The sequence below is a fragment of the Actinosynnema sp. NPDC023587 genome, assembly GCF_040640215.1.
GTDB lineage: Bacteria > Actinomycetota > Actinomycetes > Mycobacteriales > Pseudonocardiaceae > Actinosynnema.
This window is the reverse complement of record NZ_JBFABG010000009.1, coordinates 269104-282261: the sequence shown is the minus strand read 5'-3', so window position 1 is coordinate 282261 and position 13158 is coordinate 269104. Positions and strand designations below refer to the sequence as shown.

9 protein-coding genes are annotated in these 13158 nt (G+C 73.3%); 3 read left to right on the top strand and 6 right to left on the bottom strand.

The annotated features are described in order from the left end of the window. Nucleotides 1-3 precede the first annotated feature (3 nt). From AB0G01_RS24135 to AB0G01_RS24125, 3 genes are all read left to right on the top strand, one after another. Nucleotides 4-2196, top strand: coding sequence for an Ig-like domain-containing protein (locus AB0G01_RS24135; protein WP_360949130.1), 2193 nt, complete (start codon nucleotides 4-6; stop codon nucleotides 2194-2196). A gap of 78 nt (nucleotides 2197-2274) precedes the next feature. After that, nucleotides 2275-2568, top strand: coding sequence for a hypothetical protein (locus AB0G01_RS24130; protein ID WP_360949128.1), 294 nt, complete (start codon nucleotides 2275-2277; stop codon nucleotides 2566-2568). 122 nt (nucleotides 2569-2690) lie between these two features. Next, nucleotides 2691-7487 carry a DUF4082 domain-containing protein gene (locus AB0G01_RS24125; protein WP_360949126.1) on the top strand — a complete coding sequence of 1599 codons (4797 nt, stop codon included), beginning with the start codon at nucleotides 2691-2693 and terminating at the stop codon, nucleotides 7485-7487. Nucleotides 7488-7503: 16 nt separating this feature from the next. Here the strand turns inward: AB0G01_RS24125 and AB0G01_RS24120 are convergent, their stop codons facing one another. From AB0G01_RS24120 to AB0G01_RS24095, 6 genes are all read right to left on the bottom strand, one after another. After that, the gene (locus AB0G01_RS24120) at nucleotides 7504-8829 is read right to left on the bottom strand and encodes an IS4 family transposase (RefSeq protein ID WP_360949124.1); all 1326 of its coding nucleotides are present in this window, start codon (nucleotides 8827-8829) and stop codon (nucleotides 7504-7506) included. A gap of 297 nt (nucleotides 8830-9126) precedes the next feature. After that, on the bottom strand, nucleotides 9127-9303 hold the full coding sequence (locus AB0G01_RS24115) for a hypothetical protein (RefSeq protein ID WP_360949122.1): 177 nt from the start codon (nucleotides 9301-9303) through the stop codon (nucleotides 9127-9129). Between the two features lie 55 nt (nucleotides 9304-9358). Then, on the bottom strand, nucleotides 9359-10228 hold the full coding sequence (locus AB0G01_RS24110; protein ID WP_360949120.1) for an LLM class F420-dependent oxidoreductase: 870 nt from the start codon (nucleotides 10226-10228) through the stop codon (nucleotides 9359-9361). Between the two features lie 120 nt (nucleotides 10229-10348). Continuing rightward, nucleotides 10349-11128, bottom strand: coding sequence for a class I SAM-dependent methyltransferase (locus AB0G01_RS24105; protein WP_360949118.1), 780 nt, complete (start codon nucleotides 11126-11128; stop codon nucleotides 10349-10351). A 146-nt stretch (nucleotides 11129-11274) separates the two neighbouring features. Further along, nucleotides 11275-11505, bottom strand: coding sequence for a hypothetical protein (locus tag AB0G01_RS24100; RefSeq protein ID WP_360949116.1), 231 nt, complete (start codon nucleotides 11503-11505; stop codon nucleotides 11275-11277). A 51-nt stretch (nucleotides 11506-11556) separates the two neighbouring features. After that, the gene (locus tag AB0G01_RS24095; RefSeq protein WP_360949114.1) at nucleotides 11557-13149 is read right to left on the bottom strand and encodes a serine/threonine-protein kinase; all 1593 of its coding nucleotides are present in this window, start codon (nucleotides 13147-13149) and stop codon (nucleotides 11557-11559) included. Nucleotides 13150-13158 lie beyond the last annotated feature (9 nt).

Here is a 13158-nt window from a genome sequence, read left to right as displayed (position 1 = left end):
GAAATGCGCGCGCTGGTGGTCGTCGTCGCCTTGCTGCTGACCGGAATCCCGGCCCACGCGCACGCGGCGTTCAGCTTGCGGGTCAACTTCTCGGACCAGGCGACACCGCCGCCGACGGGGTACGTGCGCGATTTCGGCGAGCCCTACGGCACCCGGGCCGGCGGCCACACCTACGGCTGGGTGGCGGTCGGCACGACCACTCCGCTCAGCCTGGTCGGCAACGGGCGCAACCGGGGCACGCCGGACGTGCGGCTCGGCACCCTCGTGCACGCCCAACTGCCGGCGGGCTCGGCGGGCGTCCCGACGCCGGGAAGCTGGGAGTTGGCGGTACCCGCCGGCGTCTACTCGGTGACCGCGGTGGTCGGGGACGCCGGGACGTCCACGAACAGCACGCACTACCTGACCATCGAGGACCAGAGCGGCGTCGCGGCGTTCACGCCGACCCCGGCGGCCAAGCACGCCACCGCGACGCGGGTGGTGGTGGTCTCCGACGGGCGGCTCACGCTCAGCCCGAGGGCCGGGACCAACACCAAGTTCGCCTACGTGGACGTCACCGAGGTGCCCGGGGCTACGGGGCGTCCCTCGGTGCGCGCGGTCACGCCCGCGAACCTCGCGACCGACGTGCCGCCGACCTCCAGCGCGGTGGCCGACCTGCGGCTGCCGGCGGGTGCGGTGGACCCGGCGTCGCTCAGCTCCTCCTCGGTGCGGCTGACCAGGGTCGCCGACGGCGGCGCGGTGCCCGCCAACGTGATCACCAGCGGTGGCGGCGACGTCGTCAACCTCTCCCCCGCCGCCCCGCTCGCGCCCCGGACGCTCTACCGGTTCGAGGTGACCGACGGGGTGCGGGACGTGGCGGGCAACCGGTTCCAGCCGTGGTCGTCGGTGTTCACCACCGGGGACGCCGGCGGCGGTGGCGCGATCGCGTTCGACCGGGTGGTCGGGGTGGCGGCCGGCGCGCCGTTCACCAGCGTCGCGGTCGGGCCGGACGGCCGGCTCTACGCGGCGACGTTCACCGGGCGGATCCACCGGTTCCCGGTCCACGCGGACGGCACCCTCGGCGCGGCGACGGTCATCGACACCGTGCGGGCGCACGCCACGGCCGCCGGGCTGCCCGGTGCGCCCGACCGCACGGTGATCGGCCTGGCGTTCGACCCGAAGTCGGCCCAGCCGGTGCTGTGGATCACCGACAACTTCGGCGGCACGGCCGGCGCGCCGGACTGGTCGGGCAAGGTCGCCCGGCTCAGCGGACCGGACCTGGGCACCTACACCGAGGTCGTCACCGACCTGCCGCGCTCGATCAAGGACCACGAGACGAACTCGCTGGCGTTCGGGCCGGACGGCGACCTGTACCTGTCGCAGGGGTCGATGAACGCCATGGGCGCGGCCGACCCGACATGGGGCAACCGGTCCGAGCACCTGCTCAGCGCGGCGGTGCTGCGGTTGCGCACCGGCCGCCTGCCCGCGACGCTGCCGGTGAACGTGCGCACCGAGGCCGGTGGCAGCTACAACCCCTACGCGGCAACGGCTCCGCTGAAGATCCACGCGACGGGCGTGCGCAACGCCTACGACCTGGTGTGGCACCGCAACGGGCACCTGTACGCGCCGACGAACGGTTCGGCGGCCGGCGGGAACGCCCCGGCGACCCCGACGCCGCTGCCCGCGTCCTGCGCGACCCGCCCGGACGGGCCGTACACCGGGCCGGCTGTCCCCGCGATCACCACCAACCCCCAGCCCGAGACCGACTACGTGTTCGACGTCAAGCCGGGCCGCTACTACGGCCACCCCGCGCCGATCCGGTGCGAGTGGGTGCTGGCGGGCGGCAACCCGACCGCCGGCACCGACCCGTTCCAGGCCACCTCCTACCCCGTGGGCACGCGCCCGGACCGCAACTTCGACCTCGCCGGCGCCTACGACGCCGGGCTGCACGCGTCGGCCAACGGCGCGATCGAGTACCGGGGCGCGGCGTTCGGCGGACGGCTGGACGGCAGGCTGCTGGTGGTGCGCTACTCCTCGGGGCAGGACGTCCAGAGCTTCGCGGTGGCACCGGGCGGCGCGCTGTCCGACCGGACGACCGGGATCACCGGCCTGACCGGCTTCACCCAGCCGCTGGACGTGACCCAGCACCCCGGCACCGGCCACCTGTACGTGACCGAGCTCGGCGCGAACCGGATCACCCTGCTGCGGGCGCGTGCCTGACCCCGGGAACCGGAACGGCCCCGCCTACGACAACCTGGGGACAGACCTCGGGGGTGCAGGACGCGAGGACGCAGGCAGGTGCTGCGAGCGGCGGTCGCCGGTGTGGTGGCGGGCGGAGTGGCGGCGGGCGGACGACGCGAACGGCGGATCGGCATCCTGGTCTACGACCGGATGACACTGCTGGACGCGGTCGGCCCCGCCGAGGTGCGCGGCGACACCACCGCGCAGGCGATCCAGCTCGGCGCGTCGACCGACGGGAGCAGCGCGCGGGCGCGTCCAGCCGTGCCCGTCCGCCGCTCATCGGCCGTTCTCGTTGCGCCGCAAGGATTCGCGGGCCTCGGCGAATGGCCGGGTGACCGGCGGTCACCGTAACGGCCGGTGCGGCCGGGCCGATTCCCGCCGTGTACCGGGGCTTTCGCGCCCGGAGGGGGAGAGGCCAGACCATGTCAGCACCGGGCGCTGCCCGTCACAGATCCCGCGCGGTGGTGACGAGGGTGGTCGCGCTGCTCGTCCTCACCACCGCCGTCGTCGCGCCACCGGTCTGGTTCGCACCCGTCGCCGTCGCGGCCCCGTGCGACCCGCCCGTGGCGAACGAGGTCCTCTGTGAAAATCTCCGGGAGGGCGCGGTGGACTGGCAGGTCCCCTCGCGCGACGAGACCATCCTCGGTTTCACCACCGACATCAGCGCCACGCCGGGCGACCGGGTGGGATTCAAGATGCTCACCGGCGCACCGTCCTACAAGATCGACATCTTCCGCCTCGGCTACTACGGCAACCGGGGCGCGCGCTACGTGGACACCGTGCGGCGGACCACCCCGCAGACCCAGCCGCCGTGCCTGCGCGACGGCCCGACCGCGTTGACCGACTGCGGCAACTGGGCGGTGTCGGTGACCTGGGACGTGCCGCCCGACGCGGTCTCGGGCATCTACTACGCCCGGGTGACCCGTGACGACGACGGCATGCAGAACGAGATCGTGTTCGTCGTCCGCGACGACACCAGCCGCTCGAAGGTCCTGTTCCAGACGTCGGACTCGACCTGGGTCGCCTACAACCGCCACGGCGGCAACTCGCTGTACTTCGGCGACGGTCCCGGCCAGGGCGGTCAGGCGTACAAGGTGAGCTACAACCGCCCGTACACCGGCGGTGACGGCGACGAGAACTTCATCTTCAACGCCGAGTTCCCCATGCTGAAGTTCCTGGAGCGCAACGGCTACGACGTCAGCTACACCACCGACGTGGACAGCGCGCGTCGCGGGCACCTGATCAAGAACCACCAGGTGTTCATGGCCGTCGGGCACGACGAGTACTGGTCCAACGAGCAGCGCGCGAACGTCGAGGCGGCCCGCGACGCCGGCGTGCACCTGGCGTTCCTGACCGGCAACGAGATCTTCTGGAAGACCCGGTGGGAGAAGAGCATCGACTCCTCCGCGACCGACTGGCGGACCCTGGCGTCGTTCAAGGAGACCAAGGGCACCCAGAGCGACGGCCTGCCGGACTGGACCGGCACCTGGCGCGACCCGCGCCACCCCGGGCAGGACGGCGGACGCCCGGAGAACTCGTTGCTGGGCAACATCTTCTCGGTCAACGGCCGCCGCGACGACGCGCTCACCGTCCCGGCGGAGCACGGCCGGATGCGGCTGTGGCGGCACACCGACCTCAAGGACCTGGCCGCCGGGACGAGCCACGTGTTCCCGCGCGGCACCCTGGGGTACGAGTGGAACACGGTCCCGGACAACGGTGAGCAGCCGGCCGGGGTGGCGCAGTTGTCGCGCACGACGGTGACCATGGACGACGGCCCGTACGTCCTCCGGAACCACGGCGACCTGTACGCGCCGGGCACCGAGACCCACGCGTTGACCTACTACAAGCACCCGTCCGGCTCGCTGGTGTTCGGCGCGGGCACCGTGCAGTGGGCGTGGGGTCTGGACGACGAGCACGCGTTCCTCACCACCACACCGACTTCCGACATCCGGATGCAGCAGGCCACCGTCAACGTCCTGGCCGACATGGGCGTCCAGGCGGGCTCGCTGATGGCGGGCCTGACGCAGGCCACCGGGATCAGCGACACCACCGCCCCCGTCGTCACGTTCACCGACGTGCCGGCGTCGTCGACCGTCGGCGGCCAGTACACGTTCAGGGGCGCGGTCGGCGACCCGTCCGGCCAGGTCGCGGGCGTCGAGGTGTCCACCGACGGCGGTGTCCGCTGGCACCCGGCCCGGTGGCGGGCGGGCCAGACGTCGTGGAGCCACACCTACACGCCGTCGCTGTCCGGTCCGGCACCGCTGCGGGTGCGCGCGGTGGACGACTCGCTGAACCTGTCCACACCCGTGTCGGCCTCTCCCGGTGTCGCCGCGCGCACGTGCCCGTGCGGCATCTTCGCCGACCACGAGAGCCCCGAGGTCCCGGACAACGCGGACGGTTCCGCGCTGGAGCTCGGCGTCAAGTGGCGGGCGAACACCGCCGGCTACGTCCGGGGCGTCCGGTTCTACAAGGGGCCCGACAACACCGGCACGCACACCGGCACGCTGTGGGGTCCCGACCAGCGGGTCCTGGCCACCGGCACGTTCGCCGACGAGACCGCGTCCGGCTGGCAGACCCTGCTGTTCCCGGTGCCGGTCGCGGTGTCCGGCGGCACGACGTACGTGGTGTCCTACCTGTCCCCGACCGGGCACTTCTCGGTCGACACCGAGTACTTCAGCCGCAGTTCGAAGTACCTGGAACCGCTGACCGGCCTCCAGACCGGCGTGGACGGCGAGAACGGGGTGTTCCGCTCCGGCGCGGGCCACCCCGACCGCGATTCCCAGGACAGCAACTACTGGGTCGACGTGGTGTGGGCACCGGACCCCGGCCCCGACACCCGCGCTCCCGCGCTGACCGCGACCACGCCGCAGGGCAGCGCGGCGAGCGTGCCGCTGAGCCCGACGCTGACCGCGACCTACGACGAGGCGGTCGACCCGAGCTCGCTCCGGTTCACCCTCACCGGTCCCGGCGGGGCCGACGTCGCGGGCACGTCGTCGGTGACCCCCAACGGGTTGGCGGCGCAGTTCAAGCCGACCGCCGCGCTGGCCCCGGGCACCGCCCACACCGCGTCGGTCCGGGTCCGCGACGCGGCGGGGAACCAGGCGGTCGCGCACACCTGGTCGTTCATCACGGGTGCGCTGCGCCCGCCGAGCTGCCCGTGCACGGTGTGGGACGACTTCGTCGCGCCCGAGGTGCTCAGCGCCCCGGAGGGCACGCCGGTCGAGCTCGGCACCAAGGTCCGGTTCGACGGCAAGGGCGAAGTCCTCGGCGTGCGGTTCTACAAGGGGCCGGGCAACGGCGGCACGCACACCGGGTCGCTGTGGTCGTCCTCCGGCCTGCTCCTGGCGACCGGGACGTTCACCGACGAGACCGCGAGCGGCTGGCAGGCGCTGACGTTCTCCTCTCCGGTGGCCGTGCAGGCGAACACCACCTACGTCGTGTCGTACTACGCGCCGCAGGGCCACTACTCGGCGACTCCGGCCTACTTCGCCCAGGGCAGGGCGTACAGCGCGTTGCGCGCGCTGGCCAACGGTGTCGACGGGCCCAACGGCGTGTACCGGTACAACAGCACCGGGTACCCGACGTCGAGCCACAACGCGACGAACTACTGGGTCGACGCGATCTACCGCAACGGCCTCAACGGCGACACCACAGCGCCGACGCTGGACACCCGTGCGCCCGGCGGGAACGCGACGGGCGTCGGACTCGGGTCGGCGCTGTCGCTCGGCTTCTCCGAGGCGATGGACCCGGCGTCCACCCAGATCTGGCTCGACGATCCCGGTGGTGCCCGGCTGGACGGCGCGGTCGCGCTGTCCGACGACCTCAAGACCGTGACGTGGACACCGGCCGGCGCGTTGCGGGCCGGCACGACGTACCAGGCGCACGCCCTCGTCGCGGACGTCAACGGCAACGCGATGGCGAGCACCGTCGACTGGGCGTTCACCACGACCTCCGCGCCCTCCTGCCCGTGCTCGCTGTTCAGCACGGCGACCGTGCCGGACGTGACGGCGGCCCAGGACACCGGCCTGTACGAGCTGGGCGTGCGGTTCACGCCGACGCGCAGCGGCAAGATCACCGGCGTCAAGTTCTACAAGGGCGTGGAGAACACCGGCACGCACACCGGGACGCTGTGGACCCGGACCGGCCGGCCGCTGGCGACCGGCCGGCCGCTGGCGACCGGCGCGTTCACCGGCGAGACCGCGAGCGGGTGGCAGACCTTGACCTTCGCCCAGCCGGTGGTGGTCGCGCCGGGCACGACCTACGTCGCGTCCTACACCGCGCCGACCGGGCGGTACGCGATCAACGCCGGGTACTTCCAGACCACGGGCGTGGACGCGCCTCCGGTGAGGGCGTCCCGGACCGGGTACGACAACCCGAACGGCGTGTTCATGGTCGGCGGTGGCTTCCCGAAGTTGAGCCACCAGGGCAACAACTACTGGGTGGACGTCGACTACGTGCCCGGCAGCGACACCACGCCGCCCGCGCACTCCGGCCACACGCCGCTCACCGACGCCGTGTCGGTCGGGCCGCTCAGCCCGGTCACCGCGTCGTTCGACGAAGAGGTCGACCTGACCAACACCACGTTCACGGTCACCGACCCCGGCGGCGCGACCATCCGGGGGCGGTTGACCCGGTCGGCCGACCAGCGGACGGCGGTGTGGACACCGGCCGCGCCGTTGGCGGGCTCCACGAGGTACACGGCGACGGTGGTCGCGGCGGACGCCGGCGGCAACGTCATGGTGAGCCCGGTGTCGTGGTCGTTCACCACCGAGGCGGGAGGCGGTTGCCCGTGCTCGCTGTTCAGCGCGGCCACCGTGCCCACGATCCCGTCGACGCCGGAGACCTCGGCCTACGAGCTGGGCGTGCGGTTCACCCCTGCGGCGGACGGGTTCATCACGGGCGTGAAGTTCTACAAGGGTGAGGGCAACACCGGCGGGCACGAGGGCTCGGTGTGGTCGTCCGGCGGGACGTTGCTCAAGATCGGCACGTTCGGCGGTGAGACGGACTCGGGGTGGCAGACCCTGACCTTCGACGCGCCGCTCGCGGTCACGGCGGGCACGTCGTACATCGCGTCCTACCTCGCACCGCACGGGCACTACCCGGTCGACGAGGGCTACTTCGCGGGCCGTGCCGTGGTGACGCCACCGCTGACCGCGCCCGCGACGGTGGAGGGAGCTCTCAACGGCCTGTACCGGGCCGGGCCGGGGTTCCCGAACCTCAGCCACCAGGGCAACCACTACTGGGTCGACGTGGTCTTCACCACGGGTTAGCCCCAATGCCGCTTAGTTAGGGCGGTGAGTCGGTTGTCAAGCAGGTGGTGATCGTGATGTGGGTGGTGGTGCGGTGGTTGGTGCGGTCGATGGTGCCTTTGGCGCGGTGTTTGGAGATGGCGCGTTTGCCCACGCGTGGGCAGGATCGGCTGCGGCGTGGCGGCAGCAGGTGGGTCAGCACGGCGTGGCCGATGCGTCCGATCAGGTCGACCGTGGTGCCGGTGACGATGCCGGCGGCGTGGACGACCTGGTCTCGGGCGGTGTGCGGGGCGACGGTGAACCCGGCCCGGTCCTGCGGGATCGCCGGATGGGGCGCGGTGGCGTCGGCCATGGCGGTGCGCAGTGCCTGGTAGGTGACCAACAAGGCGTGGACCTCCTGGTCGACGCCGTCGGGGGTGCGGGCGCGCAGCACCCGTCCGCCCAGCACGGTCGACTTCAGCTCCAGGTAGGCGGTCTCGATCTCCCATCGCTGGTGGTAGAGGGTGACGATCTCCGCGGCGGAGTGGCGGTGGTGGTCGAGCAGGGTGGTGACCAGCCGGTAGCGGCCGGTGTGCCGCTTTCCGCCGGTCAGGGTGACGGTGATGTCGGCGTCGACCACTCGGACCGCGACTGCGCCCATCCTGGAGAGCCGGGAGCCGTCGGGCAGCACACCCAGCTCGGGTAAGGGGCGGGTGTTCTTGCAGCGGATCAGTGCGTGCGCGCCGGTGGCGGCGATCCGGGTGAGCAGGTCGGCGACGGCGAAGTTGCGGTCGGCCGGCAGCAGCATCCCCGGCCGCGGACACTTCAGCAGGCGGGGCGTCTGGGTGGTCTCGCCGACCGTGATCGGCCCGAACACCGCGTCGATCACCGTGCGGGTGCCGCAGGCGACCACCGCGACCAGGCGCAGCAGCGGATATCCCGACCCGCCGTGCGTGCCGGTCTGGCGGCCGTAGACGGCCAGGTTCGCCGGACTGTCCGGTATCGACATCGTGGTGCCGTCGATCGCGCAGACCAGCAACCCACGCCACCGCGCCGACCCGGCAGCCGGACCGGCCAGCAGCGCGAACAACGCCCGTAACGGGGCCGCGCCGACCCGGCGGCGGGCCTGGGCCAACGCCGAGGACGTCGGCATCGCCACCGCCATCCCGTCCAGACCCGAGACCAGCCTGGCCCACACCTGCCCGTAGCCCAACTCGCCGAACAACCCGGCCGCCAGCAACAGATAGACCACCACCCGCGAGGGCAGGTCACGCACCCTGGCCTGTGTCTTCCCGGTCGAGGCCAGGACGTCGTCGACCATCTCGAACGGCACGATCCGGGTCAACTCGCCCAGATGCCCCGGCGCGAACCGGCCCCCGGCCACGATCGAGACCCGACTGATGACACACTGATCTTTCAACGGAGTTCCTGCCGAACGGTGATCTTGGTCGACACTGTTCTAGCAGGAACTCCGTTGCCATCTCACCAGCCTTGACAGACCACTCCCAGCCCTAACTAAGCGGCATTGCGGCTAGCCCACCGGCGGCAGGACGTCCCCCGGCCCTGCCGTCCGGCTTATCGCGGGCCCCGCGCCACCTACCGGCGCGGGGCCCGCCCCGTGCGGCCTCACCGTCGCCGTCGAGCAGCACGGACAGGCTGTCGGTGCACCCGCCGAACCCGCTCAAGCCCCGGGGGTCAGAGCCGGATCACCCCGCCCGCACCCCCGGACGACCGGTGCGGGCGGGGTGAACTGGAAGAACACCCGGTCGGGATCGACCGGCGGCAATTCGACCCGTTCGCCGAGCGCGATTCGCGCGCCGACGTCCACCAGGTCGATTCCGGCCGCGTGCGCGGCCATTTCGGGGATGAACCCGCCGGTCCGAGGTGGACCGGCGGGGGCGTGGGGAACGGGTCTACAGGTCGTGGAGGCGCGGCACGAGCGGGGCGACGACCTGCTCCACCCACCGGGCGGGCGCGTCGCCCGGCGGCACGAGGATCACCGTGTCGATGCCGAGCGCGGCGTAGTCGGCCACGTCCCGCAGGAAGTCGTCGACGGTGTCGACCTCCGGCCTCGGCCGGTAGGTAAGGGTCTTGTCGATCGTGGCGAGGTCGCGCCCGAGCTTGTCGCAGTGCCCGCGCAGCACGTCGAGCTTGTGCCGCACCTGCTCCTTGTCGCCGGCGAACAGGTTGCACGCGTCGGCGTACTGGGCGACCATCCGGAGCGTCTTCTTCTCGCCCCCGCCGCCGATGAGGATCGGCGGCCGGCGGATCGGCTGCGGGGAGCAGAGCGTCTCGGCGAGTCGGTAGTGCTTGCCCTCGAACGGCCCGTCGTCCTCCGGGTCCCACATTTGCAGGCAGATCCGCAACGCCTCCTCCAGCCGCTCGAACCGCTCCGCGACCGGCGGGTACGGGACGCCGAGGCCGAGGTGCTCGCGCTCGTACCAGGCGGCCCCGATGCCGAGTTCCGCCCGGCCGCCGGAGAGCACGTCCACTGTGGACACGATCTTGGCCAGCAGGCCGGGGTGGCGGTAGGTGACGCCCGTGACGAGCAGGCCCAACCGCACGTCGGTGGTGTGGGCGGCGAGGAAGCCCAGCGTCGTGTACCCCTCCAGCATGGGGTCCGTCGCGGGCGCGAAGCCGTCCATCTGGAAGAAGTGGTCCATCACGGACAACCGGGCGGCACCCGCGGCTTCCGCGGCCCTGGCGACCTGCGCCAGCTCGGATGCGATGCCGGCGGGGCCGGCGGGGACGGTGAACTCGATGACGTGGATTCCCAGGCGCACCCACCCAGCCTAGGAGCTGGAGCGCACTCCGGCACAAGGGCGGAGCCCCGCCGAGTGGGACGCGCGTCCGCGATCGTCGCCGGTATGGACGCGCGTCGACGATCGTCGCGGTGTGGCGCGCTACAGCCGCCGGGTGCGGAGCACGGCGGTCAGCATCGGGAGGGCGAACTCGCCCCGGGCGGTCTCCGGCCGGCCCGCGAGGAAGGCGCGGATGCGGTCGCGCGCGGCGTCCCGCTCCCGTTCCGGCATGACCAGCATCCCGGCGCGCGTCGCGAGGGTCGCGACCAGCGAGTCGGCGGTGCGGCGCTGCCCGTGCGGGAACACGACCTGCTCCGGCGAGCCGAACCGGGCGGGCGCGTCGGTCCGGGGGAGGTGGGCGCAGGCCATCTCCGCGAGCCAGGAGGTGGGCGTGTCCCGCGGGCCGATGGCCGCGCTCCCGCTGACCCGGGCGAGCCCGTCGACCCACTCGACCTGGTCGTCCAGGACGTTCCACAGGCCGGCCGGCACACCGCCGGGGGCGAGGACCCGGGCGATCTCGGGTCCCGCGACGGCCATGTCGAACCAGTGCATCGCGTTGCCGGCCAGCACCGCGTCGACCGCGCCGGCCGGCAGCGGGATCGCCTCGGCGCTCCCCGCCAGGGCCCGGACGTCGGGCAGCGAGCGGCGCAGCCCGGTCAGCATCGCCGGGTCGGGTTCGACCGCTACGACGTCGACGCCCAGCGCGGCCAGCACTGCGGTGAGCTTGCCGGTGCCGGCACCGAGGTCGAGCACGCGCGACCCGGGAGCGGGCTGGAGCGCCCAGCTCACGGCGGCCCGGGCGTAGTCCGGGCGGTGCTCGGCATACGCGGCGGCGGCGGTGCCGAATGACGAGGCGTGCAGCAGCCGTTCGTTCTCGTCCACGTGATCAACGTATCGACGTCGGTGACGGGCGGCCACCACCCGACCGCAGCGCGTCGGTCGATCAGGTCGGTGCCGGACTCGACCGCGAGGCGCTGCGGGGAGAGCCCGGTGTCGGACGGGGTGGCCGCCCCACCTCTCGGACCGGCCTAGTCCGCCGGGCCGCGCATGGTCAGCACGACCCGCACCACGTGCTCGACGGCGGACGGGAACACCGCGCCGCGCAGCTCGCCCCGGGCGGCGAGGGTGCGGGACGCGAACTCCACCACGCGGTCGGCGTGCAGCCTCCGGACCGTCAGCGCCGCAACCTCCTCCAGGTCCACGTCGGGGTGGTCCAGGCGGGTCAGGGCGAACTCGACCAGCAACTCCTCGTCGGTCACCCCTGCCCCTCTCCACCGCGTCGGCGACGCGGTCGGCCGCGCACCCGAAACCTAGCGGGTGCCCTGGCACGCCCGCACGAGCGCGTCGCCGGACGCGGCGACCTGGTCGAGCTTGGCCAGGAACTCGCCGCCGTCGCCGGTCAGGCCGTGCCCCAGCGCCGAGGTCAGGTCGGTCGCCATCGCCTCCACGGCCGCGCGCACCTCGGCGTTGGTCGCGGCCCGGCCGGCGGCGGCGAGGCCGGTCGCGAGGTGCCGCAGCCCCGTCACGCCGGAGACCCAGTCCTCGCTCCTGGGCAGTTCCTCGAACGCGGCGATGCTCGCGATCGCCTCCGCGCACCCCTCGGCCAGCGTGTCCGCCGGCGGGGGCTCGGTCGTGGTCGTCACCGGCACCGACGTGGTCGGCCCGGCCCGCTCACCGAGCAGCCCGGTGGCGCTGTCCCAGACCTTCCCCGGGCCGAGGGCCAGGACCAGCAGGGTCGCGGCGATGATCGCGACACCCGCGAACAGCGCCCCGCGCCCGCTGGAGCGCGCCGGCGGCCTCCGCACCGGGTAGTCCGCCCGGACCCCGCCCGCTCGACCCCTGTCCGCTCGACCCCTGTCCGCCCGGACCCCGCCCACGCGGACGGCGGCCGGGTCGCGGTGGTCGACTTCGGTCTCACCGGCGTGGGTCGCGAACGGCGTGCGGTGGTCGACCCTCGTACTGGCGGCGGGCGGTGCGTGGTCGGTGTCGGTGTCGGCGACGAGCGGCGGGGACGAGCGGTACGCCGAGGCGTCGTAGGCGTCGAGGGACGCGGCCACGGCCACCGGCAGCCAGGGGCCCGGGAGCGGCCCGCCCCGCTCGCGGACCAGCGCCACGACCTCGGCCGGGGACGGCCGGTCGGCGGGGTCCTTGGCCAGGCAGCGGTCCGCGAGGGACCGGATCTCCTCGGGGCAGCCGGCCAGGTCCGGCGGTTCGCCGAGGATGCGGAAGAACATCGCCTCGCGATTGCCCTCGCCGAACGCCGGGCGGCCCACCGCCGCGAACACCGCGAGGTGGCCGAGCGCGAAGACGTCGGCGGCGGGCGTGATCGACCGCCCGCGCACCTGCTCCGGTGCCATGAACGCGGGCGTGCCGACGCTGATCCCGGTCCGGGTCAACGACGTGGCGGCGACGGCGTGGGCGATGCCGAAGTCGATGACGCGGGGACCGTCCTCGGTCAGCAGCACGTTGGCCGGCGTCAGGTCGCGGTGCACGATGCCGCACGCGTGCACCGCCGCGAGCCCTTCGGCGACCCCGGCGACGAGCCGGAGCACGGCGGGCGCGGGGAACGGCCCGTGCGCGTGCACGGCGTGCCGCAGCGACGGTCCGGGCACGTGGGCGGTGGCCAGCCACGGGAGCGCGGCCGTCGGGTCGGCGTCCACCACGGGCACCGCGCAGTCGCCCCGGACCCGCCGCGCCGCCGCCACCTCCTGGGCGAAGCGCCGCCGGAACTCGTCGTCTTCGGCGTGCTCGGGCCGGACGACCTTGATCGCCAGCGCCCGGCCGTCGGCGTCGAACGCGAGGTAGACCCGACCCATCCCGCCGACGCCGAGCCGCGCCCGCAGCGCGTACCCGCCGACCTCGCGCGGGTCGTCGGGCGTGAGCGGGGTGAATCCGCCGGACATCCCACTCCC